Genomic DNA, 24,089 nt, shown 5'->3' on the forward strand with positions numbered 1-24,089 from the left:
GGCGTGCTCCTCTACTTCAATTATTCGCCAATCATGACACGAAGCACGTTGGGCTGTTCTTGGAACGTCTTTGTACCTGCCCCGTAGCCGACGAACTCTACATTGAGCGAGGGCATTGGACCGAAACTTTCCCCAAGAACCGCAACAATCGCCGCGCCCGTCGGCGTCGTTAGCTCGGCTCTAATGTGCGACTGCTCAATCGGTATCCCTTTGAGCATCTCGAGCGTCGCTGGAGCAGGAACGGGATAGATACCGTGATCGATGCGAATTTTGCCAATGCCGACTGGAACGGCGGAGCAGACGACCTTCGAAATGTGCAACTGATGAATCAAAATGGCCGCCCCAACGATATCCACGATCGAATCAACCGCCCCGACCTCGTGGAAGTGAACTCGATCTAGCGGAATGCCATGAATTTTACCTTCGGCTTCCCCGATTTTCCGGAAAATTGCTAAAGCGGTTTGCTTGACCTTATCGTCCAAAGCCGAGTTCTCGATTAAGCGAACGATATCCTTATACGCCCGGTGCTCATGGTGATGATGGCCCTGATTCGATTGATGATCATGAGTGTGAAGATGTTCGTGGTCGTGGTCGTGATTGTGATCGTGGTCATGATCGTGATCATGATGATGAGTATGATCGTGACTATGTGAATGCTCATGTTCATGTGTCTGCTCATGTAAATGTGCGTCCTTATTTGCTTGTTGAAGAAGCAGGACATCGAATTTTACAGCCGTAATGCCGTTTTTGACGACCGTTTTCCGCTTAAGCTCGTACTCGTTGTTGATTTGAAGCTTCTTCAGCTCCTCCTGAAGCAAGTCGAGGTCGCCTCCAGCGTCAAGCAGCGCGCCGATGAACATATCTCCGCTAATGCCGGAGAAGCAGTCGATATATAAAGTTTTCACTCCTTGCCCTCCCCTTTGTGAATAAGTTGATGGATAAGCGCGGCGTTGTAGCCGCCTCCAAACCCGTTATCAATATTGACGACGCTGATGCCCGAAGCGCAAGAATTGAGCATCGTCAGCAAAGCCGACAGACCGCCAAAGCTAGCTCCGTAGCCGACGCTTGTCGGGACGGCTATGACCGGATGAGACACCAAGCCTCCTACTACGCTGGCAAGCGCGCCTTCCATGCCCGCTACGACGACGGAAACCGTCGCTTGCTGAATTTCCTCTGCATGATGCAGAAGACGATGAATGCCTGCAACGCCGACGTCGTAAATACGGTGAACGTTGCTGCCAAGCACCTCGGCCGTAACCGCCGCCTCCTCCGCGACGCTTATATCGGATGTCCCTGCCGCGATAACCGCAATATATCCTTCACGCTTGCTGACTGATTGATCGGAGCTCCTCCAATAGAGAAGCTGGGATATCCTGTCATACACATAATCTGGACAAACCCTTTGAATCGCACCGGCTTTCTCCTCCGTAATCCGTGTAATAAGCACCTCGTTGTTTTGCGATTGCAGCGAGGTTGCGATGCCGATAATCTGTTCCGCGGTTTTGTTCTCGCCGTACACGATTTCGGGGAAACCCTGCCGTTTTTTCCTGTGATGGTCGACCTTCGCGAAGCCGAGATTTTCGAACGGAGTCAATCGCTTCGACGCCTCCTCGACGCTCATACTTCCGTCCTGCACCTGTTTTAAAATGTTTTCCAGCACGCTGTTCACCTCTTCGCGTTATGAGTGGCTTAGAATAAAGGCGCAATGCGGGCTGCCAATTCCTCGTATCGCCCGTAAATCTCTTTGTACTTCCAGCTGTTCTCACGAATAGGAAGAATGGCCTCTCCCATCGGAATATTGTTTTTAATATCCTCGAACCGTTCTTCTTCCCCCATCGCAACCAATGCCGTCCAAGCTGCTCCCCATGCTGCGCTGTGATGGTTCTCCGACACGTAGATCGCGGCGTTAAATACGTCTGCCATCATCTGAAGCCAAATCGGTGAACGGGCCAAGCCGCCGCTCACGTATATTTGCTTCGGAGGTCCTGCCAGCTTCTCCAGCGCCCGACCGATTTGATAGAGATTGAACGTAATGCCTTCCAGAACGGCTCTTACATAATGCGCTTTCGCATGCGTCATCGTCATGCCGAAGAAATTGCCTCTCGCTCTTTGATTCCAAAGCGGAGCCCGTTCGCCGTTAATGTAGGGCAGGAATAATAGACCTTCGGCCCCCGGAGGAGATTGGTCCGCCTCGGCAAGGAAACTTTCGTAGCTGCTAGAGTCGTTCAGCAATTGCTTCAACCACTGCAGAGCGATGCCTCCGTTATTCGTTGGTCCGCCAATAATATAAGAATCGTTCGTGAACGAATAACAAAACGTCTCACCGCTTTGACTGACTTTCGCTTCACGAGCGAATTGCCGGATCGCTCCGCTCGTTCCGACCGTTACAGCCACCTCGCCTGGCAAGAGCGCACCGGTTCCCAGATTGGATAGCTGGCCGTCGGCAGCTCCGATTACGAAGCATACCGATGGCGATAGCCCCATTTGTTCAGCGATATCTGCCTTAAGATCTCCCAATAAAGTCGTTGGAGGTACGATCTCCGACAACTGATCTGCGGAAATTCCCGCGAGCTCCAGCAGTTCCTCATCCCAATCCAAGGCGGATGGATTGAACAGGCCGGTAGCCGACGCCATCGAATAATCGATTATTCGTTTGCCGAACCAGCAATGAATGACATATTCCTTAATTGACATAAAGTACGAAGCCTGAAGGTACGCTTCGTCATGCTCCTCTTTCATCCATAGCAGCTTCATGAATGGCGTCATCGGATGGATTGGCGTGCCTGTCTTCGCATACAGACGGCTCCGTTTCTCATCCGTCATCCGATCGGCTTGCTCCGTTCCTCGGCCGTCCGCCCAAATGTATGCGGGGGATAATGGCAGTCCTTGCTCGTTCACAGGCACTAGCGAGTGCATGGCGGCGGAGAAGCCGATCGCTATAAGCTGTTCTCTGTCTATCGCCGCCTTGCTGACCGCTTCCCTTACGGCTTGAACCGCCAACCGTTCAATCTTGGCGGCATCCTGCTGTGCCCATCCCTGCTGTGGATATTGTGTAACAATCATCCGTTCCCCATGGGAGACTAGATTTCCGATTCGATCGAAAAGGCATGCCTTCACGCTCGTCGTTCCGATATCGAGTCCCATAACATAAGTAGACATGCGATTACCTTCCTTTTTGACAAAATCATCGAGTATGGATTCGGCTTACAGGTTAAGCGACTTGTTCATGCTGCCGCTCCGGTAGCCAAGCAGATCCAAAGTGACGAACTTATAGCCATATGCCTGCAAACGCTCGACGATTGCCTCGTGGTTGGACAGAACCACCGCCATATCCCCGGGTTCTACTTCAATTCGGGCAATTTCTTGATGCGTTCTCACACGAACTTGACGTATCCGAAGCGATTTCAAATAAGCCTCGGCCCGCTCCACCTTTTGCAGCTTTTCATTCGTAATAGTCTCGCCGTAAGCGATTCGAGACGACAGGCAGGCGAAAGAAGGCTTATCCCACGTCGGCAGCCCGAACGCGCTGGACAGCTCCCGAATCTCCTGCTTGTACAAGCCGGCTTCCAGCAGCGGTCCTCGAATGCCCCTTTCTTTGGCGGCCTGCATGCCCGGGCGGTGCTCATTCATATCGTCGGCGATGACTCCGTAAACGATATTGGCGAAGCCCCTCTCTTCGAGCAAAGGAAGCAAGTGGTCGAACAGGCTGCTTTTGCAGAAGTAGCAACGGTTTTTATTGTTCTCCGCGTACCCTGGAATTGCCAGCTCAGAGGTTGAAATGATCTCGTGACGCACCCCAACTAAATCCGCCAGCTGCTCTGCTTCTTTCAGCTCGCTTGTCGGATAGGTCTCGGAATCGGCCGTTACAGCCAGAACGTGCTGCGCGCCTAACGTTTCCACGGCAGCCTTCAGCAGGAACGTGCTGTCAACGCCACCCGAGAAAGCAACGACGACGGACCCCATCTCGCGCAGGATCTCTTGCAGGGCAGCATATTTATCCTTAATCACTTTATAGTCTCCTCTCTAAATCGTCATGCTGCCGAAGCCGCCGTCAACGCGCACGAGCGTTCCGGTGACAAAACCCGATGCTTTGTCCGACGCGAGCCAAACCGCCGCACCTTGCAGCTCCTCCGGCGTACCGAACCGGTTCATCGGCGTATGCTTCATAATGGAGGCGACGCGTTCCTCGCTTAATATTTTCCGATTCTGTTCCGCTGGGAAAAATCCAGGTATAATGGCGTTCACCCTAACCCCTTGCTCCGCAAACTCGCGAGCGAGAAATTGCGTTACGCTGTTCAAGCCCGCTTTGGACACGGAATACGTGAAAACTTTGGATAATGGCGTTGTCGACGAAACCGACGAGATGTTAATAATGCTGCCTCTCCGTCCTTGCTCAATCATGCGTTTGGCGAAAATTTGGCAGGTAAGGACGATGCCCTTCAGATTTACGTCCATAATGTCGTCCCACTCCTCCATTTCCAGTTCAAAGAACGGCGTAGGACTGTTCTTGCCTGGCGCGTTAACCAGAATATCGCAGCCTCCGGTCCATGCATCAATCTCCGAGGACAATTCGCGGAGCGATTCTTTGGAACCGACATCGGCTTGAAAAGCTTTTGCGCTACCTCCGGCGACGACTATTTCTTCAGCCACCGATTTCGCTTTGTCATAGTTCCGTCCAACGATTGCGACATGCGCCCCGTGAGCGGCCAAGCCTGCCGCCATAGAAGAACCAAGCACGCCGTTGCCTCCCACTACAACCGCCGTCTTTCCCGTCAAATCAAACAAATTAACCATTACCTATCTCCCCCGCTACCGTTAAAATAAGTTGCCTTCGTTATCGAAAGGCAGTTCGTATAAATCCTGGACGATTTCCATCTTGGGATGACGCCGCACGTCGTCCAGCAGCGCTTCGGATACTTCGATAACGCCAAGCTCCAACGTGTTTTTGATCCGTACCATTCTTACTTGTTCAAAATGTAAAATATTGCAGGTCTTGATGGACGCCTGAATCGTCTCTCTGTCATTCGGCAAAGTCGTTGCAATCTTCGTCGGCGCGACCACTGTGGACGTCAAGCCGTTCGCATACGTTTTCTCGCGGTCCATTTTGTCTACCAGCCGTTGCGTCGTGAAATCGGCCGTTCCAACGCCGTTGGCGTTGCCTTCGCTCTGATGGGTCACATCCAGTACCGCCATTTTGTTCACGTCAGGTCCGCCATGCGCGTACGGCGTCGGATAACGTCCTGTAATGTTCGGATCCATGCCGTCTCCGCTAATGTTTTTTCCGATCTGATCGATAATGAGAACATCAAGCTGGTCAAAATAAAGCTTAGGCAGCAGCGCCTTGGCCTGAACGAGCAGCGCAGGCTCGTTTTCCACAATTTCCTCAGGGGTCATCGTTTCGATAAGAGCCACTTTATCGAACGCATTTTCGACCGAGGCGACGCCAAACAAGAACGGTTTGTGCTCCATAATCATCTTGGCCATTGCCGGTACGTTCTCGGCCATATATTTAAAGCCGAGCTGGTGACAAGCTTCCGCTCCTTTTTGCTTGCCAAGCCCTATGCTTATCATCTTCATCATGCCGCTCTCCACCTCGCCTCGGAACGCCGTATGAGGCTTGATTCGATTAATGACAACCATTCCGTCTGCGGCAGCGGCGAACTGATCGACATATACGGGTAATCCGTTAGGCAGCTCGCCAATCTTGACGACCTCCATCGATGACCGGATCTCGCAGCCTACCGTCTCCTTTGTAATACCAAGATGCGCCAGCACCTCGCGCTGTCCCTCCGCCGTCGCGCCGCCATGACTGCCCATGCTAGGTACGATGAACGGCTTCGCGCCGGCGTCTTGCAGAAACTTCACGGTAACGGCCGTTATCTCCGCGAGTCTGTCGAGTCCTCTGCTTCCGACTGCAATCGCGATTTCCATGCCAGGCTTTACTTTTCCGGCAATAGCCTCGCGCTGCAGCTTTGGCAGCAACTCATTGGACAAATCATCGATACGGGTCTCGTCGAAATTCACTTTAACCTTCGCCATTTTCGGTATCGGAATATCTTTCACAAGCTCCTGAAGAATCCCCATTATGATCTCGCTCCTTTTCTAGTCCGCTCAACTTACGTTTGATCTTATCGTTATTGACGTCTGATCATTATGCGTTCATAATTAATTCGTTTACTAAACTAATTAATTATAGTAATAATGTATCAACCCTCAAAATCATTGTCAATTCTATCTTTTACCTTTAGTCGTAGGTTTTTCATGCTCCATGTTATACTATATGATAGCTTATCTATTCGTTCGGATTTGGAGGATTATGTATTGATGGTTACTGGTGATGCATCCTATATCAAAAAAATGAACCGATCCTTGATTATGAAACATATTTTGCAAGAAGGAATGATCTCCCGAGCTGAACTATCCAAGGCAACCGCCTTAACACGAGCAACCATTTCGGCCCAGGTCTCCGATCTGCTGGATGAAGAGCTGCTCATAGAGAAGAACATGGAATACAACCTCGTCGGACGCAAGCCCATCATGCTCTCTATCCATGCGGAGGCGGGTTATGCGCTTGGTATCGATTTGGAGTTTGGACGGGTCACGTTCGCAGTTGCCAATCTGCAAGGCTCGATCGTAGCAACGGATACGATTCCGCTTGAATCGACATTGTATGAGGACATTTTAAACCTGCTCCTTACGTCGATTCGATCCTACCAGGAACGGTATGCATCCTGCAGGTATGGTATTGTCGGAATCGTTATCGGCGTTCACGGTCTCGTATCGACTGAAGAAGTCATTCACTACATTCCTTCGTTCGATTGGCATGACGTAGCGTTAAAAAACGATCTCGAGAAGACGCTTGGGGTCGTGGTGCACTTGGAGAACAACGCCAATCTGAGCGCGTTCGCGGAGCGTACTTTTTTCCATCACGAAACGGATAATTTACTATGCGTTACCTTATACTCAGGCATTGGCTTAGGAATGATGATTAACCATGCTTTCTTCCGCGGGCAAGACGGTTTTGCCGGCGAGATCGGCCATATGATTATCGTTCCGGACGGTCACCCATGCAGTTGCGGCAATAAAGGCTGCTGGGAGAAATACGCTTCCGAAGCAAGTGTCTTTGGGCAATTAAGAGCGGATAAGCACGGCGCAGCTGTTACATATGAACAAATAGATCGTTGGCTAAAGGAAGGCGATACCGAAGTCCATGAAGCCATGAAGACGTATATTTACTATCTGTCCATCGGGTTAAATAACATTATCAACATCTACAATCCCGAGATCATCGTGCTGGATAGCGAGTTATTGCGCCTTTACCCGAATTCTTTGGGGGAGATCCGTCAACATATGCATTCCCGAATCAGTCATTACCGCGAAATGGAACTATCCGCAACCGGAAAGCAGTCTTGCGTACTTGGTGCATGCGCCCTTGCGATCCAGAAATTTCTCCAAGTCCCCACTTTGAATTTACGCCAAGGTTAGATCATTTGGATTGAAAAGAACAAAGGCCTTGGCCTTAGCCAAGACCTTTGTTCTCCCGATTAAAGCGCTTCAGCCTTCGATTCAGAACTACACTTTTTTTATAATGGTGAGTTCTTTATTAATGGCGAATAAGAGCTTGTCGGGGAAATTTTCCGGCGCCATGMCTGCCAGCATGTCAATCGTAAAGCCTTGCATCATGGGGTATTGCGGCACGTCCCTGAAACCTTCTCCAATATACTTATTCAGGACGATTTCCGCATCTTTATTCGCGAACAACTCTTTAAAGGTGCAACGAGTGGAATACACATCGTCTGTAATCTGTAACTCCGCTAATTCTTCCTTGCTCGTTTCGGGGAGCTCGAACCAGTTTTTGGCTTCTTTCCCTTGGTCCGAAACCTGCGGCGCCTCATAACTTGCATTTGATTCTTCCACCCTGCTAAACCGAGCAATATCTTGATAGGTTACAAGATTTTCACTTGCCACTGTACGGATTTCATTCACGCCCTCTGCCAGTACGACATTCTCGAAGACAAAGACCTTCTCTTCACTCGATATAGATTGCAGCTCTTCGCCATTCAAATAAAGCGTAACCTTATTGCAATTTGAATAGACCTTAACCTGTATGCTGTCCTCCGCCCGATCCACAAAGCGCTTGCTCGTAATATGGACGAATTTGTCGTCGGACCAATGAGCTTTGTACATATAGAAAGCATCCTTCTTAATCTTTCTATCGTAGGTGACCAGCCCTTTGTTATTCCGCCCTTTGACTCCGCCCTCGTCCCTTATATTGGCTCCAAAATCAAACATATTCCATACATACGTTGCCCAAAGGAACGGTTTTTTCTCGAAAATTTTCCAAGCAACCTCATGATACAGCGCGTGGTATTCTTCCGTGTAGTCCTTCACCTTGGGCTCAGCGCTGTGGTATTGCACGATCCCTTCTACGCCATATTCGGAAATACATAGCGGTCTGTCGGGATTGATCTCATGGAACTTGTCTATCCACGGATCAAAATCTTCTGTCTTGCCGTGATACCAGCCGTAATACTTATTGTAGCCGACAACGTCCGTCATGCGGTTGAATTCGTCTCTCTCGTCGACGAATAAAACGTTGGCCATCGTCGTCAGTCGAGTAGGGTCTTCTTTTTTGGTCAATTCGTTTAACTCTTTAACGAGCCTCCTAACCTCCGGACGCTCTCCGCCGATTTGGATTTCATTTTGCAGCCCCCAGAATATGATCGAAGGGTGATTGAAATTTTGTTTGATCAGTTCCAGCATCTGCTGCTTGGCATTAATCCCTTCCACTTCGTTCTGAGACATAATCGAAATGAAAGGTATTTCCGCCCATACGACCATGCCTTCCTTGTCGCACAAATCGTAAAAGGTTTGGCTGTGCTGGTAGTGGGCGAGCCGAAGCGAAGTCGCGCCGATTTCTTTAATCAACTCCATGTCTTCGACCTGCTCTTGTTCCGTTATAGCCCAGCCCATATCTTTTCTGTCCTGGTGTCTCGATACGCCATGCAAAGGCAAATGCTCGCCGTTCAAGAAGAAACCTTTCTCCGAGTCGACATGAAAGTACCTAACGCCGAACGGAATCGCGATTTCATCCACCGTATCGTTAAAGCTAGTCATTGAAACCGTTGCCTGATACATATAGGGATTTTTTCTTCCGTGCCAGAGAATCGGATTGTCGATGACGCAAGCCAGCGTTTCCGTTCTTGCCTCGCCTGCGGCCAAGACGACTTCCTTGGCAGCATAAGTTACGCTGCCTCCATCTGCATCCGCAATATTTGCCCAAAGTCTAACCTTTTTCTCTTCGTCGCTGTCATTTACCAATCTGGAATCGATTTTGAGATGGGCCTTTTCCTTCGACACCTGTTCCTGCACGATATAAACGCCGCTCGAACCGTAATCCATCGTGTCGAAATGAACCGGATTCGTTACAATGATGTTCACGTCGCGGTAAATGCCGCCGTAGAAAGTAAAGTCTGCCTTCTGAGGATATACGTCGTCTACGACCGTATTATCGACCTTAACGGCGATCACGTTCTTCGTTCCGAAAGTAACGCCCTCTGTAATGTCGAACCTGAAGGTGGAGTAACCGCCTTTGTGCTGACCCGCATGCCGTCCGTTCACATAGACATCGGTTATGCTATTAGAACCGTTAAATTCGATAAATACTTTCCTTCCCTCATCGGAAGAATCAAGGACGAGCTCCTTTCTGTACCAGCACGCGCCTTGGTAATATTCATATCCGTTCGCCCCGTCGACCGCATTCCAGGTGTGCGGGAGACGCACCACGCTCCAATGGTCGTCTTGGTAAGATACGGCTTCAGCCAGCTCTTCATTATTGCGTATAAAACGCCATCCATCATTGATCGGACTGATCTTTCTCATTCTATTCGCTCCTTCAGAGACYTTGTCTCTACTTTCTTATATTTGAAAAAAATCCCCTTACGATACAGGAGCGGATTCCGCGCCTGCCTTCGTTAAGGGGAACGATGTTCCTCGTTTAATAGGCCGTCCAGCCCGCATCCGCGGTAACTGTCGTGCCGTTGACAAAGCTGGAATCGTCGGAAGCCAGGAACAGTGCAACCTTCGCAATATCTTCCGGTTGACCTAAGCCTGGGTTGATGCCCATGCCGATCTGCGCGCGCTCCGCGCCGAACAGATTCGGTGCCGTTAAGGACATTGCGATATTCGTAGCGACCGCGCCTGGCGCGATCGCATTGCAGCGAATGCCGTGCGTCGCATACTGGAAACCGACGTTCTTCGTAAATCCGACGACGGCATGCTTCGAAGCGGTATAGGCAGCGCCAGCCCGGGAACCGAACAAGCCGCCGGCCGAAGCGATATTCACGATGACGCCTTTCTTCTGGCCGATGAAGATAGGAAGAACTTTCCGCGTCGTCCGCATCGGACCAGTCGTGTTCACGGCGAACACCTTGTCCCATAGCTCGTCCGTCAAGTCCCCCGCAGGAACGAAATTGTCCATGATGCCGGCATTGTTGACAAGAATGTCCACCGTTCCGTACGTTTGAACCGTGGTGTCGATCAAGCGCTGAACGTCTTCTTCGACGGCGACATTGGTTGCCGCCGCGATAGCCGTTCCGCCTTTCGCTTCGATTCCCTCGACCACTTTGCCGGCATTATCGACGTTCACATCGGAAACGACCACTTTCGCGCCTTCTTCGGCGAAGAGCTCCGCGATTGCTTTGCCCATCCCCGATGCCGCTCCCGTGACGATCGCTACTTTACCCTTAAGTTTCATCTATTCAACCTCCTTAGTTCCGACACATCGAAATACCCGATTATTTATCATTTATTGTTCAATAGCAGCCAAATCGGCAACGATGAGTGCCAGTGTTTCCGCAGACACGCCTGCTTGCGGGAATGCTGCCAATTGGCTTAGCGAGAACCCTCCAGCCATTCCGGTCATCGGATTAGTCGAAAATCCAGGGAGATGCTTGTCCACCACGGCTTTCGCCGCATCATTCGCCAACAAATCTCCTACTTTGGAATTTTGATCGAATTTCATTGTCGTATTCACCTCCTTAAGTCATGCGATAGTTTGCTTGCTAACTATAATGATATCCCTTTGATCCAAGCCGGACTAACGGTTAGACGACATCTCGAATGACACTTTCACGACTTCTGCGCCTTCTTTATTGGTAGCCGAACAATTTGATTTTCAGCAACGTAGGCTTCTCATACCGCATGATCGCAACCTCGTCCCCATTCAGCCTCCGAGTCATTTGCCAATTCCCTTGTTCAAAACGACCTTCCTCCAGCGATAAAATATCTACGTTAGGCTTTGCCGGATTTGCGGAGAACGGGAAGACGGCACAGCCGTTGGCAATGATATAAAACTCGTCCGCGGCCCTCTTCAGCACAAGGCACACTCCGTCTTTCCGAGTCAAAAGGGGCATATTCATCAGTACTTTGAAGCCAAACTCCCCGAACATCAACATGTCCCGTTCCGGACGCTCGACGATCGCGGCCTGCAAATCCGATGTTCCGTATTTTTCCGTCAATAACGGCATCATGCTGTTAATCGTTTTGTTATACCATGAGTATTCCTCTACGTTTTGCGGTGTTTTCAACATAGGGTCGGAAACATCCACCCCGAACAGATAGCTGTCGATGGCCGTGAACGGTTCTCCCATATCTTCAAAACCGAACGGTGCAAATCCGAGCGCATGATAATGCCCAACCACATAAACGAGCCTCGGGCCTGCGTAGCTATGGGTCGCCGTCTCTGGAATAAAGAGAGGATTATTCATCTTGACGTACTCGTCGCACACGTCGCAGAAATTTTGAACATAAATATCCGGTGCGATCACATCCACATGAGGCGCGCAGTATTTCCACACTTCCATCACGCGAGATACCGGACCGCCGCTCGGAAACTTCCCGGCCTTCTGACCTTTGTCCAACCAGCAGTTGGCCATCATAGGCAGGGAATAAATCTCCTTGCCTGCGGCGGCTACTTTATCGATATAACTTGMAACGTGATACGCGCTGAATAGTTCCTCCGCCACATCTCCGAACACTGCCTGCCAGTTGCCGCTCTTCGCGCCACTCTCGACGGCCTGGCGCACATCCGAGGCCATGGTCCCGATTTGCGTATTCATATAATCGACGAACAGCTGCGGGACATCCGCTTCAAACAAGGCGTCGGCCGCATCGGAGTGTTCTCTCGCCGCCCCTTGCAGCCCCGGTTCGTTCTCTACCTGAATCATAATAACCGTCTGCTCTTTTTCGTCCACTTGTTTGATATGCAACATCAATTCCCGAAACGCTTTGGCATCAGCCGCATTCGTTGCTTCGCAAAGATAGGACAATGTCGTATAGGACATCCCATGGAAATCCTTTAAATTGGTCTTCTTCTTGCCTTTCTCGACTTCTGCTCTTTGGAAGCGTTCCATATCCGTCTTGACCCATGAAGGAGCATAATAGCACTGCGCGTTTTTCCAGGCGCCAAACCACAAGAAGCCAATTCTCATCCCATGCCTTCTCGCCTGGCCGATCAGCTCGTCCACCAGTCTGAAATCGAATACGCCTTCTTCGGGTTCAACCATTTCCCAGGTCACGGGCAACAATAAACTGTTCAGGCCGAGCTTGACAGCTTTTTCCCAGATGGGTTCCATATATTCAGCCGATGACGAGCTTGAATTATGGACTTCTCCCGCCAACATAATAAACGGTCTTCCTTGATCGACTAGCAGATGTTCTTTTCTTTGCATCACTTGATTCAACATGTAAATTCCCCTCTTCATGTAGATTAATGGTATTTACGACTCCGCCATCCCGCGAAGAATCGCCACTTTGTTTCATCATATCTTCTCGCTCTTGGGAGGACTAACGGTTAGACGACATGCTGAATAACACTTTCACGACCAATCGTAAACGGCTGACGCCTAAGAAAAAGAAGCTGCCGCATTAAGCGACAGCCTCTTCCTTGGTTAACCGGGCTGATTACGAAATTCCGTCGGCCCTGTTCCTACATATTTTTTGAATATTTTTGCAAAGTGGGAGAAGTTCGTATATCCGACCGAAGAAGCGATGGCGCTGACGGACACGCTCGTTTGGAGCAGCAGTTCCTTCGCTTTATTTATCCTTTCCAATAGGACGTAATCCGAAATGGAGTATCCCGTTTCCTTCTTGAAAATTCTGGATAAATAATCAGGATTCAAATACACCTGCTCAGCGATCGTCTCTCGCGACAAATCTTGATCCATGTTGAGCGCAATGTACCGTTTAACGGTTAGAACGACCGTATCGTTTTCCTTGACCGCATCCGCTTGATACATGGCTTTGTTGACGGCATGATGAACCCAGGCAATCATATCGGTAACGGAACGCCCAGCCAGCTCCGATAAGCGTCTTGACAGTTCATCCCCGAATAACTGGTGAGCCTGTATGCCATTCGTGTTCAGAAACGTATACAGAACCTGGATAAAATTTTGATTAAATTGATGCAGCGTTTCCGCATTGATCTCATGGTTGCTCACGAGTTTGTCGATGTATTTCTCTACTTCGTGTTTGACGGCTTCCTTCGTACCTGACTTCAATAAAGAAGACACAGCGCCGAGTTCAGGCAGCTCAGCCGGGTAATCCGCTTGCACAGCACGGTCGAGAGGCAGTACTCGATTGAAGTATGCAACGTTGTTCCGATCACGCTCCCGCAGCGCCGCGACCATTCCGGCCATCTCATGCGCTTCCGCGGAACGTCCCAAATAACAGGATTGGTTGCAATAGAAATAGCGATGACAAGACTCCACATAAAGACCCGCGGCTTCCCTTATTCTTTCCTCGTTCCAGGGGATGTCCCTTTCCGACATCAGGATCACGAGCAGCAACCCTCTGTCGAGCTGAAAACAGATTCCGTTATCGTGGCTTCCGATAATCATCTCTTCCGCGGCATTTTTAAGCGCGTATTCCAAAATTTTCTCGTCTCTGCGCTTCATTTCTTTGTTCCAGCGCTGGATGGAAATCAAGATCGGAAAGAACACCGAATCCTCCGTAATAGGGATATGATGCTGCTCGACCTGCTCCCGGATCGCAGCTTGATGGCTGGGGATTGAATGATGGATCAGATCCAACCAGAAGCGTTCGATGATGAACGATTGATGCTTCTGCCACAATTGATGGAATTTGACGTTACGGGTGTTTTCGCTGTTCTTGTCGATTACGGCCTGAGCCTTTCGAATCGCGATCTCCAGCTCCTCCGCCAGCACCGGCTTAAGCAAATAGTCTAGACTGCCAAGCGTTAGCGCTTCTCTCGCGTATTTGAAGTCGGCATGGCTCGTTAGAAATATCGTGACCGTGTGCGGATAATGCTCCCTTACCCAGGTCAGCAATTCCAGACCGTTCCCTTGCGGCATCTCGATATCGCATAACAGAATATCGATTCTTGCGCTTTCAAACCATTCTTTCGCTTGCCTAATATTATTGGCGGTATATAGCTCCGAGATTCCGAGTTTTGGCAAATCGAGATCCGCCTTAACGCCCTCAATGGCATGAATTTCGTCGTCGACGATGAGCAAGTGATCATTCATTGCTTTACCTCCATCAGGGGATTAATCGGGATAATAATGAATACAGTCGCGCCGCCGCTTTCCGAATCGTTAGCGAAACGAATGGATACCGAATCTCCATACAATAAATTCAGACGTCGATGAACGTTCCATATTCCGGTATGCTCTCCTCGTTCGTTTTCGACGCTTCTGCCCGCCTGCAGTTCGCGAAGCACCTCTTTGCCGAATCCGCTGCCCGTGTCTTTAATGCTGATTCGCACCCAGGTTTCGCTGTCTTCGTCCAGAAAGTCGATCCTTACGGAAATATGGACGAGCCTGTCCATCGTAACCGCGTGTTTAATCGAATTCTCGACGAACGACTGAATGACGAGTGGAGGAATCGGCGTATCCGTCAAGTAGTCGGGAGCTTCAATGGACCACTTCAGTTTCTCCGGAAAACGCAACGCTTGAATTCCCAAGTAGTTGCGGGTGTGCTCCAGCTCATCCTTCAAAGGGACGAATGTCGTATTGCTTCTGAACATGTAACGGAAATAGTGAACTAATGACCGCGTCAATTTCATCGTCAATTCATAATTTTTGACCTTAGCCAAATTGTAAACGATATTAAGCGAATTTAGGAAAAAGTGAGGGTTAACCTGCAACTGCAGCCGCTGCAGCTCTTCCTTCTGCTTGTTTAGCTGTTCTTCATAAACGTTGACGCGAAGCGTTTCGATTTCCGTCATCATGGAGTTGAACGATTCTCCGAGTATTCTGAACTCCTCCGAACCGCCCTTTTGCATGTCGACCCTRACGCTCCAATCCCCGCTTCGGACCTTCTTCATCGAGATAAGGACCCTGTATAACGGCACGAGTATGGCCTGTCTGATGGAATATAGTCCCATCGGAATAAAAAGCAGGGAAGATGCGGTAATGAACCATATGATTCCTTGCAAATACGGCAGTCTATCCAAGATGTGGTGATCCGGTATGACGGCAACCAGCTTGAAGTTGCCTCTGACGGAAGCCGAATCGACGATCAAATATTTCCGGTCGGAACCGGTCAAATAATAGTCGCCTTCGCTTTGGTGCAACCGGATTTCGTTCTCGTCGACAAGCTCCGTGTCCGTAATCGGTTCTCCTTCGTCATTCGCAAGCAATACGCTCCCCCCTTCTCCGATCTGAAGAGATTGGAGGGGCGCCAGCACTTGGTCGGTTCTCACCAAGCCGCCCAAATACACGCTGCCGGATCGGACGATATCGATGAAATAATCGTTTTGCCCAATCCGGGCGTAATGCCATCTTTGCGTTGAATTACCCGGAATGCTGCCGGATCGGATCAGATCGGAGACATACTCTTGAATGTGATCCTTTTCCTCAAACGTTAAATTTTGCGTCTTATTCACATCCATAAGCTCCTGCCTTTTATCCGCATAAACGAAAAAAGAACTTAAGGAATCGTATAAAGGAATATCCTTGCTCAATTTATTAAACAAATACACCTTCGAACTGTAATAATCCGCATCCGATTCGGCCTGATCAAGAGAAACCAAATCAATGCCCGATAACATGGAGTTCAAATAGGCATCCACATCGTATAATCCGGAATCGATCTGATTCATGTATAGAGTCAGCATGTTTTTATACGAATCCGCGACCTGCTCCCTAACGACATCAATCGCATAAAAGTTGTTATATATCAGCATGCCAAGCAGCGGTCCCGTCATGATCAGCACGCTTAAGATCAACTTGAAATTCAGGGAACCCCGTTGCCGCAACAATCCGTTTATCTTCATGCTCCTAGCTCCTTAATCAGTTTCCTCCATCTTATACGAAATGAAAGTCCAAGCGCCACAACCTCGTGCAAGGCTGCGGCGTTTGGACCTCTTTTGCGATCTTACCCTTTTACGGCACCGATCATAATTCCTTTAATGAAGTACTTCTGGAAGAACGGGTAGGCGACCAGTATCGGCAACACGCCGATTACCGCAATGGCCATCTTAACCGAATCGGTCGGCATCTGCTGCATGGCCTCGCCCGCGTTAGCGCTCAAATTGGTCGTAATAAACTGAATATCTTGCATAATTCGGTTAAGCAGATTTTGTACGCTGAACAGCTCAGGGTTGGTGATGTAAATCATCCCGTTCTGCCAGTCGTTCCAGTACATAATGCAGGTAAACAAGCCGATTGTCGCGATGACGGGCGTCGACAGCGGAAGTATAACGGACCAAAGCGTCCGGTACTCATTAGCTCCGTCCAGCTGTGCCGATTCGATTAACGCCGGCGGCACCGTCGTCTGAAAGAACGTTCGCATCATCATGATATAAAAACCGTTCGTGAGCAGCCCAGGTACGATAAGCGCCCAAATCGAGTTTTTCAAATCGAGCAATTGGGCGTACACCAGGTACGAGGGCACGAGCCCCCCATGGAACAGCATCGTAAAGAAAATAATGAACATGAGCAGATTTCGGTGCGGCGTTTCTCTTCTGGATAGCGGATAAGCCAGCAATATCGTAATGGCCAACCCGACTACGGTACCGAAGACCGTAACGAATACCGTAATGCCGTAAGCTCTCGCGATGTCTGAGCCTCTGTCCAGCAAGTATTCGTAAGCCGACGTACTGAACACTTGAGGAATGAAGGAATAACCGTGAGCGGTAATCGCATTCTGATCCGTCAAGGATGCCGAAATGAGCAGCAGGAACGGAATGAGACAAACCGCAGCGAATAGAAACATCGAAATATGGCTAAACCAGGTTATAAATCTGTCTTCGTTTTTCATGTCAGGACCTCCTTAGAACAAAGCATTATCTTTATTTGAACGCCTTACGACAAGATTCGCCACGATGACGAGGATAAAGCCGACGATCGATTGATAGACGCCCGCCGCCGTGGACATTCCGATGTCGCCTGAGCCCATCAGTCCTCTGAAGACGTAAGTGTCGATCGTGGAAGTCGTTTCGAACAATGCCCCGGAGTTCATCGGCACCTGATAGAACAATCCGAAGTCGGAGTAGAAAATCCGTCCGATGTTTAGCAGCGTCAGCATGGTGATGACCGGTACAATAATCGGCAGCGTAATGTGACGAATTTGCTGCCAACGGGTAGCGCCATCAAGTCTGGCCGCCTCGTAATATTCTTCGTCAATGCCAAGAAGCGCTGCGAAGTATACGATACTGGAATACCCAATGGCCTTCCAGAAATGGACCAAGGTCAGAATCCAAGGCCAATACTTATTTTCCGTATACCACGAAATCCCTTCCTCGATGCCGAGCCATGGCAGTACCGTTCGGTTAAGGAACCCCGTATCCGGGCTTAAGAAAGCGAATCCGAGATAACCGACGATAACCATGGATATCAGATGCGGCAGCGTGATGATGCTCTGGTACGTCTTTACCAGCACCTTGCTCTTGATTTCGTTCAGCAGAATCGCAGTGGCCAGCGAAAGCACCGTTCCTAGAATAATGAACACAAGGTTATAGAGAATCGTATTGCGCGTGATGATGTACGCATCAGTAGTCTTGAACAGGTACTCGAAGTTGGCGAGTCCAACCCAATCGCTCTGCAAAATGCCTTTGGCAAAGTTCACGTCCTTAAATGCGATGACGATCCCGAGCATTGGGAGATAGTTGTTGATCAGAATGTAAAGAAGACCTGGAATCATCATAATCAGAAGCGGCGCATATTTCCGATATTGGGTTTTCCTTTTCATTGGTTTCTTTACGGCTTTTTGGGCATTTACCGCGGAGGCTTGTGCCATTGTCGTTCCCCTTCCTGTTCATCTGTTTTCTATTTCTGACTATCCTTATCATACGGGATGACCGCACGGCCAACTAACGGAATGACGACTTTTTCGATAACGGTTTGACGACTTTTCCCCCCGCTTAATTTTGAAGCCGGATCCTCTCCAGGATCCGGCTTCTAATGCTCTTATATTGAATTATTCCTAGCGATGCTTCCTAGATGATACGCACTCGGTTTGGGCTTTCGTTCTTGCGTTGACCGGTCCACTTCGATCAATCCGAACGTCTTCGAGAAGCCGAGCTGCCATTCGAAATTATCGAGCAGAGACCAATGCATATAACCAATGACCGGGATTCCTTCCGAAATACAAGCTTGTACGCCTTTCAATGCGTAATCGATAAATGCAATACGGCGCTCGTCGTTGTCCGTCGCGATTCCGTTTTCCGTAATCATAATCGGCTGCTTCAAATGCTTGGAGACGAAACGAACGGCTCCCCCAAGCGCTTCCGGATAATACTCGTTCCCCATCTGGGTCTTTTCAACGTCCTCGGGAACCGGCAGAAGACCATCCGGCCCGTATACCATACGGGTATAATTTTGCAAACCAAAGAAATCGTCATCTGCCAGATACGGAAGAAACTGCAGGAATTCTTCGTGATAGGCTTCAGCCGCCTGCTCTTCCCCGCCCGGGACCGATTGAATGTCGTACAGCGACAAAGACAATCCGATCCGGGTATTCGGGCTCACCTGACGAATCGCGCTTCTCGCCTCCGTGTGCGACTTGAAGATGATCTCCAGTCCTTTCTCCGTACGAGGACCGAGGAAAGAGTGCACCTCTTGCGGATGTACGCCGAATGCTTGCCCTAAAGCCATGAAATATTTTTGCATCTGGCTCATATTGTCCGTATTGATGCCAACCTGGGCTTGGCCTCCCCCGGATTGATGCCGCTTTATGATTTTCGCAATTCCGATAGAAATGTTCGCTTCATTGATCGTGCAAACGTATGGAATCCATTCGCCTAATTCTTTCATGACATGGGCACAATAACGAGCAAAACGGGCAGGCGTCTCAGACGACTCCCAACCGCCAGCGCGAATGAGCCATTGCGGCGTCGTGAAATGATGCAGCGTGACTATCGGCGTTACATTCGAGCTTTTGCATGCCAACAATACGTCCCGATAATGTTCAATGGCTGCCGGATCGAAACGCCCCTCTTGCGGTTCAATCCTCGCCCATTCGATGGAGAACCTGTACGAATTCAATCCGAACGAGGAGAGCAGCGCAATGTCCTCCTTGAACAGCCGATAGTGGTCTACGGCGCTGCCTGAACGCTCCTTAAAAATCGATCCCTCCAAATTTTCCATAAGCCAAAAATCGGAGTGGGTATTGTTTCCTTCTACCTGATGAGCGGCCGTCGAGGCCCCCCAATAGAAACCATCGGGAAAACGACTTGTCATATTGAATTTCTCCTCTCAAGTGTTGTCTATACTCTCTCATTCATCATATTCAATTCCCGTAGGGCCAACTAACGTTATTGCGACTAATCCGCTAACGGTTTCACGACTTCCCAAGCCGAAGTCGTCAATCCGGCAAACCAAAAAAATTCCCGTTCATGAAAGAACGGGAATCAATGTTATTCGCTAAGCTAATGACATGATCGTGAAAAAATCCATCGGTTTATCTTCCAAAGGGGCATAGTTGAAATAGTCGAAATGAGCCGGTTCATGCGAGTTTCTCCCATTCCCGGTCGCATACATCGCAAAGAACACGCCGGTAAAGCCGCCCGCGACTTCCTTGGAGAGGAAAGCTGTCTCTCCCTTGCCAATCATGACGGGTTCCTTGCCGGGAGCAGCATACGTGAACGTGTATATTACTTCGTTCGCTTGTACACCGAGAATAACCGTCGGTTCGTCGTAATCCACTTCCGCTTCGAGAAGCGACATGCTTCCGACACGGCGCCTAAGGACAAGCTTAGGCTTGCCGTCCTTCATCGTCTTGGCAACCTCGTAATGGAATTTCTCGTTCATGAATACGGTAAGTCCGGCCTCTTCGCCTTCTTCCGCCGGCCCAAATTCGATCAGCGTCTTGACCTCGCAATTGAGATGCTGCTGTCTGCGGCCGACGAACGCCGRTGATTCTTTGTCGTTCAAGGTGCAAGGCTGCCCCCTGAGCGTCAACCATCCCGGCCGGTCTATCAGAGACCACGATTCCGGGACGGGGTTCCGGTAGAAATTCCAAGTCGGCCGCAGCTTGTCCGAATCAAAATCATCCCGGTCTACCCACTCGGCAGAATCTCCTAGCGGCAAGCTTCCGGCATCGTGCTCAAGCTCAGCTCTGCCATCATTGCCGACAACCGGCCAACCTTCTTCGCACCAAGTGACGGGCGCCAAATTCGTCTCTCGTCCCAGGATATGACGTTTCGCGTTAGCGACCGGCCGGATGCCCAGAAACACGCACCACCAGCTGCCGTCTGCTGCTTGAACGAGATCGGCATGCCCCGTCCCCTGAATCGGCTTCGGCGTGCTTCGATTGGAGAGGATCGGATTCGCCGGATTGCTCTCGAACGGACCATACGGGCTGCGGCTCCGCGCGATCGTTTCCATATGTCCGTATTCCGTTCCGCCCTCGGCCACCATGAGATAATACCACCCGTTAATCCGATACAAATGTGGACCTTCGGGGTGGCTTCCGCCCGTACCTTCCCATATCAGCCGCCGCTCGCTTAATAATGTCCCGCTTGCGATATCGATCTCCGCTTGGTAAATACCTGCGCTTTCCCCATAAAAGTTGGCCGTACCCGTCAAATACACGTTGCCATCTTCATCGAATAACAAGGACGGATCTACGCCGCCCCATCCTTCAAGATAGATCGGCTCGGACCAAGGCCCTTCCGGACTTTCCGCCCACACATAGAAGCTTTTATGGATGGAAATGTTCGTTGTAATGACGTAGAAGCGCCCGTCGTGATAACGAATCGTTGGCGCATAAATCCCTTGGGAATATCCCTGCGGGAGCATACCCTTGAGCGGAAGTTGACTCTCTCTTGACAACACATGCCCCAACTGACGCCAGTTTACCAAGTCCTTGCTATGAAAGATCGGAATGCCCGGAAAATAATCGAAGGAGCTCGTGACCAGATAGTAATCTTCTCCGACCCTGCAAACGCTGGGATCGGGATGAAAGCCCGGGATAACCGGATTTTTAAATGATGCCATAGCTTATTCCCCTTTTTATTTAAAATATAGAGGGCCTAATGAATGACGCTTGGAGCGTCCCCATTAAGCCCTGCGGTGACTTAGAGGTAGAACTTTTCTAACTTACATTATTTATTGGTTGCCGCCCATTCGTCCAACTGCTTTTGCTTTTCCGCGATGACTTTGTCAATCCCTGCCGACTTAAGCTTCTCTTTGTACTCTTGAAGTTTGTCTGCCGGATCGAACGTTCCCGACTCCAGGGCCTTTCTATATTGTTCAACGACATTTTGGAGTGCTGTAATTTCGTTCTTTACTGGCTCCGAATTAAATGCGAAGCCAAGCGCTTTCGATTTGATAGCGTTTTTATTCGCTTCTGCTGTTAATTCCCATACATTCGGCAAATCAGTCGTCCGAATATAGCCGATGGATTGGTTAGGAACCATCCAGGTTTGAAGGGAATATCCTACCGTCGTCGCTTCTACGCCTTCCGGATAATCAATCGTGGATTCGTTTACCTTCACATAGTGTTTGCCTTCAATGCCCCATAAGAACAAATTGGTAAGATCCTTATCCGTATACATGAGGTCCAAGAACATCATCGTTCTTTCAGGATTTTTGGAATTGTTGGAGATTGACCACAATCCCGCCGTTGCATCGGTTGTTGTCGCATAGGTGTTCGACGAAATCGGTACAGCGATGAGTTCTTTGCCTGCTGCCGCGCTTTGTACTTCCGCTCCGCCGACCTTAAGCCCATCGAAGTAAGAAAAGGCTTTGCCCGCCTTAACCATTTCCGTACCGTTGATTTGGCTTGTAGCCGCGTCTTTGTTGATATAGCCCGCTTTAAACCAGCTATGCATCTTGTTCAAATAGTCTTCGTACTCTTTGGACTCAAATATGTTTTYAATCTTAAGCCCGTTGTCGAATCCAGGCAGAACTCCAAATCGATTACCCAGTCTGTCATATTCGCCATACTTATCCGAAGGAACGGATAACCCTACCGCAAACGGTACAATGCCGGGCTCGTTTTCCTTAATCGTCTTAAATACCTGATCCAGATCATCGAGTCCTTTGATGGAGGTTACATCGATCTTATGTTTTTCCACCAGCGCTTTGTCCATGAGGATCGAATTTGTTCCGGTTGTATAGTCCTTGTATACAGGTACGCCGTACGTTTCTCCTTTAAGCTTAGCGCTTGCCAAATATTCGGGCCCAATCGCTTGTTTGATGCCCGCGCCGTATTGATCCAAGAGACTGTCCAGCGAAATAATTTTCCCTGCTGCCATAGCGGCGCTGTAGCCTTGGCCAAATTCGAACAACAAGTCCAGCTTCTCGCCGCTGGATGACATCAAATTCATTTGCTGTGTCCATGTGCCAATGCTGATCGGCAAAATCTTTACGGTTGCGTTAATTTTCTCTTTCGTGATCTTGCTCATTTCTTCTTGAACCAACCCAATATCAGCCGGAGTTGCTCCAATGATTGGCAACGCAAGCGTGATTTCGAAAGGATCTTTTATTGCTTCGTTCGAACTGCCGCCGGACTCCTGGCCCGTATTCGACGGATTGTTTGTTGCAGCGTTTTTTTCGTTGTTGTTAGACGACGAGCATGCGCTGAACAACCCCATCAACATGACCGCTGCAAGTGTCAAAACAATAAATCTCAAATTCTTTCTCATTGCAATCCCCCTCATTTATCGTTAGCTTACACCTACATCGTATCGCTATGCCCCTATTGCCGACTAACACTTTGACGACTTTTCTGATAACGCTTTCGCGACTTGTTCAGGTCACAAGATGTGTTCATTCATGAATTTTGCGCAGAAATGGTAAAGCGATACTCGCCGCTTCCCGCCGTAAAGAGGATTCGTCCATCTTCAAAACGCGCATCCTGGAAATTCTCGAATCCATTCTTCAGGTCGTCTTCATTGCCCGGAAGCATAATCGTCGCTGTCGTATTGGCCGGCACTTCGAATCGATAGGCGATCTCTTGTCCCGTCTTTTCCCAGCTCGACCCAATAGTCCCGTAGAGAGATTCGAACGTAGCGGAAGCTTGCGTAAGCGTTCCCCCATGCAATGGTTTCAAAATAAAGTGCTTATAGCCCGGCACGTCCCAAACCGGACGGATTCCGGCTATGCCCGCGAAGAGGAAATCGCATACGGCTCCGTACGAATAATGGTTAAGCGATCCCGAGAACTCGCCGTCCTCTTTCATTCCTCTCCAGCTTTCCCAGATCGTCGTCGCTCCCTTGCTGACGGCATACAGCCATGACGGGCACGCTTGTTGCTCCAGCAACTTGAAAGCAATATCCGCATATCCGTAATCCGCCAGCACTTGAAGAATGAACGGCGTCGACAGGAAACCCGTATTCAGATGAAAGTCTTGCTGCCTGACCAATTGCGCCAAGCTGTCTGCAACGGCTTGCTTTTTATTATCATCCGCTAAATCAAATGCAAGCGTTCGGACATTCGGCGCTTGCCTGCCTTCAAGAATTTGACCGTCTTCTTTAATAAAATACTGATTGTACACACGCTTGATTTTTCCATAGAGCTCCCGATACTTCCTTTCCTCCTCGGCTTTTCCAAGCACCTGCGCCATTTCGGCGAGCAGCCTGGTGGAATAGGCAAAATAAGCCGTCGAAACGTCAGGGAAAC

The 24,089-nt window shown here is 49.6% G+C and carries 19 protein-coding genes; 1 reads left to right on the plus strand and 18 read right to left on the minus strand.

The annotated features are described in order from the left end of the window. Nucleotides 1-20 precede the first annotated feature (20 nt). The 6 genes from AB4Z33_RS08905 to AB4Z33_RS08930 are packed head-to-tail and all read right to left on the minus strand — an operon-like array spanning nucleotide 21 to nucleotide 6,084. The gene (locus tag AB4Z33_RS08905; protein ID WP_442049591.1) at nucleotides 21-905 is read right to left on the minus strand and encodes a LarC family nickel insertion protein; all 885 of its coding nucleotides are present in this window, start codon (nucleotides 903-905) and stop codon (nucleotides 21-23) included. After that, complete coding sequence (larB, locus tag AB4Z33_RS08910; protein WP_442049592.1) at nucleotides 902-1,660, minus strand: nickel pincer cofactor biosynthesis protein LarB; 759 nt, start codon at nucleotides 1,658-1,660, stop codon at nucleotides 902-904. Before larB ends, AB4Z33_RS08905 begins: the two co-directional genes overlap by 4 nt. Before the next feature lie 29 nt (nucleotides 1,661-1,689). Beyond that, nucleotides 1,690-3,159 (minus strand): gluconokinase, encoded by a 1,470-nt coding sequence (locus AB4Z33_RS08915; protein ID WP_442049593.1) that lies wholly within the window; start codon nucleotides 3,157-3,159, stop codon nucleotides 1,690-1,692. Between the two features lie 45 nt (nucleotides 3,160-3,204). Then, nucleotides 3,205-4,008: an ATP-dependent sacrificial sulfur transferase LarE gene (gene larE / locus AB4Z33_RS08920; RefSeq protein ID WP_442049594.1), complete on the minus strand. Its 804-nt coding sequence runs from the start codon at nucleotides 4,006-4,008 to the stop codon at nucleotides 3,205-3,207. A 15-nt stretch (nucleotides 4,009-4,023) separates the two neighbouring features. Further along, nucleotides 4,024-4,794, minus strand: a complete 771-nt coding sequence (locus tag AB4Z33_RS08925) for an SDR family oxidoreductase (RefSeq protein WP_442049595.1) — start codon at nucleotides 4,792-4,794, stop codon at nucleotides 4,024-4,026. 21 nt (nucleotides 4,795-4,815) lie between these two features. Continuing rightward, nucleotides 4,816-6,084, minus strand: a complete 1,269-nt coding sequence (locus tag AB4Z33_RS08930; protein WP_442049596.1) for a lactate racemase domain-containing protein — start codon at nucleotides 6,082-6,084, stop codon at nucleotides 4,816-4,818. Nucleotides 6,085-6,324: 240 nt separating this feature from the next. On the opposite strand from AB4Z33_RS08930, the gene AB4Z33_RS08935 reads away from it, so the two are divergent. Beyond that, nucleotides 6,325-7,485 carry an ROK family protein gene (locus tag AB4Z33_RS08935; RefSeq protein ID WP_442049611.1) on the plus strand — a complete coding sequence of 387 codons (1,161 nt, stop codon included), beginning with the start codon at nucleotides 6,325-6,327 and terminating at the stop codon, nucleotides 7,483-7,485. A gap of 87 nt (nucleotides 7,486-7,572) precedes the next feature. Here AB4Z33_RS08935 and AB4Z33_RS08940 read toward each other — a convergent pair whose 3' ends face one another. The 12 genes from AB4Z33_RS08940 to AB4Z33_RS08995 form a co-directional block, all read right to left on the minus strand. Next, the gene (locus AB4Z33_RS08940; RefSeq protein WP_442049597.1) at nucleotides 7,573-9,882 is read right to left on the minus strand and encodes a glycoside hydrolase family 2 TIM barrel-domain containing protein; all 2,310 of its coding nucleotides are present in this window, start codon (nucleotides 9,880-9,882) and stop codon (nucleotides 7,573-7,575) included. 115 nt (nucleotides 9,883-9,997) lie between these two features. Beyond that, nucleotides 9,998-10,756, minus strand: coding sequence for an SDR family oxidoreductase (locus AB4Z33_RS08945; protein ID WP_442049598.1), 759 nt, complete (start codon nucleotides 10,754-10,756; stop codon nucleotides 9,998-10,000). 51 nt (nucleotides 10,757-10,807) lie between these two features. Beyond that, entirely contained in the window at nucleotides 10,808-11,023 is a 216-nt protein-coding gene (locus AB4Z33_RS08950; protein WP_442049599.1) for a hypothetical protein, read from the minus strand. A 127-nt stretch (nucleotides 11,024-11,150) separates the two neighbouring features. Then, on the minus strand, nucleotides 11,151-12,746 hold the full coding sequence (locus tag AB4Z33_RS08955) for a GH35 family beta-galactosidase (RefSeq protein ID WP_442049600.1): 1,596 nt from the start codon (nucleotides 12,744-12,746) through the stop codon (nucleotides 11,151-11,153). A 204-nt stretch (nucleotides 12,747-12,950) separates the two neighbouring features. Continuing rightward, on the minus strand, nucleotides 12,951-14,546 hold the full coding sequence (locus AB4Z33_RS08960) for a response regulator transcription factor (RefSeq protein WP_442049601.1): 1,596 nt from the start codon (nucleotides 14,544-14,546) through the stop codon (nucleotides 12,951-12,953). Further along, nucleotides 14,543-16,297, minus strand: coding sequence for a histidine kinase (locus AB4Z33_RS08965; protein WP_442049602.1), 1,755 nt, complete (start codon nucleotides 16,295-16,297; stop codon nucleotides 14,543-14,545). The genes AB4Z33_RS08960 and AB4Z33_RS08965 overlap by 4 nt, the downstream gene beginning before the upstream one ends. A 101-nt stretch (nucleotides 16,298-16,398) precedes the next feature. Beyond that, nucleotides 16,399-17,283 (minus strand): carbohydrate ABC transporter permease, encoded by an 885-nt coding sequence (locus AB4Z33_RS08970; protein ID WP_442049603.1) that lies wholly within the window; start codon nucleotides 17,281-17,283, stop codon nucleotides 16,399-16,401. Nucleotides 17,284-17,295: 12 nt separating this feature from the next. Next, nucleotides 17,296-18,213, minus strand: coding sequence for an ABC transporter permease (locus AB4Z33_RS08975; protein ID WP_442049604.1), 918 nt, complete (start codon nucleotides 18,211-18,213; stop codon nucleotides 17,296-17,298). Nucleotides 18,214-18,431: 218 nt separating this feature from the next. Beyond that, nucleotides 18,432-19,703, minus strand: coding sequence for a glycoside hydrolase family 1 protein (locus AB4Z33_RS08980; RefSeq protein WP_442049605.1), 1,272 nt, complete (start codon nucleotides 19,701-19,703; stop codon nucleotides 18,432-18,434). A 183-nt stretch (nucleotides 19,704-19,886) separates the two neighbouring features. Next, on the minus strand, nucleotides 19,887-21,461 hold the full coding sequence (locus tag AB4Z33_RS08985) for a glycoside hydrolase family 43 protein (protein ID WP_442049606.1): 1,575 nt from the start codon (nucleotides 21,459-21,461) through the stop codon (nucleotides 19,887-19,889). A 107-nt stretch (nucleotides 21,462-21,568) separates the two neighbouring features. Beyond that, complete coding sequence (locus AB4Z33_RS08990) at nucleotides 21,569-23,113, minus strand: extracellular solute-binding protein (protein WP_442049607.1); 1,545 nt, start codon at nucleotides 23,111-23,113, stop codon at nucleotides 21,569-21,571. Nucleotides 23,114-23,241: 128 nt separating this feature from the next. Beyond that, on the minus strand, nucleotides 23,242-24,089 hold an 848-nt coding region (locus AB4Z33_RS08995), incomplete at its 5' end, for an alpha-L-rhamnosidase-related protein (RefSeq protein ID WP_442049608.1).

This window comes from Paenibacillus sp. 2TAB19 (assembly GCF_052115185.1).
Lineage (GTDB): Bacteria > Bacillota > Bacilli > Paenibacillales > Paenibacillaceae > Pristimantibacillus.

What these genes read in the sequence shown, in the direction of transcription:
- AB4Z33_RS08945 (WP_442049598.1), bottom strand. Translation starts at nt 10,756, where the DNA reads ATGAAACTTAAGGGTAAAGTAGCGATCGTCACGGGAGCGGCATCGGGG.
- AB4Z33_RS08925 (WP_442049595.1), bottom strand. Translation starts at nt 4,794, where the DNA reads ATGGTTAATTTGTTTGATTTGACGGGAAAGACGGCGGTTGTAGTGGGA.
- AB4Z33_RS08980 (WP_442049605.1), bottom strand. Translation starts at nt 19,703, where the DNA reads ATGACAAGTCGTTTTCCCGATGGTTTCTATTGGGGGGCCTCGACGGCC.
- AB4Z33_RS08960 (WP_442049601.1), bottom strand. Translation starts at nt 14,546, where the DNA reads ATGAATGATCACTTGCTCATCGTCGACGACGAAATTCATGCCATTGAG.
- AB4Z33_RS08950 (WP_442049599.1), bottom strand. Translation starts at nt 11,023, where the DNA reads ATGAAATTCGATCAAAATTCCAAAGTAGGAGATTTGTTGGCGAATGAT.
- AB4Z33_RS08930 (WP_442049596.1), bottom strand. Translation starts at nt 6,084, where the DNA reads ATGGGGATTCTTCAGGAGCTTGTGAAAGATATTCCGATACCGAAAATG.
- AB4Z33_RS08975 (WP_442049604.1), bottom strand. Translation starts at nt 18,213, where the DNA reads ATGAAAAGGAAAACCCAATATCGGAAATATGCGCCGCTTCTGATTATG.
- AB4Z33_RS08915 (WP_442049593.1), bottom strand. Translation starts at nt 3,159, where the DNA reads ATGTCTACTTATGTTATGGGACTCGATATCGGAACGACGAGCGTGAAG.
- AB4Z33_RS08970 (WP_442049603.1), bottom strand. Translation starts at nt 17,283, where the DNA reads ATGAAAAACGAAGACAGATTTATAACCTGGTTTAGCCATATTTCGATG.
- AB4Z33_RS08935 (WP_442049611.1), top strand. Translation starts at nt 6,325, where the DNA reads ATGGTTACTGGTGATGCATCCTATATCAAAAAAATGAACCGATCCTTG.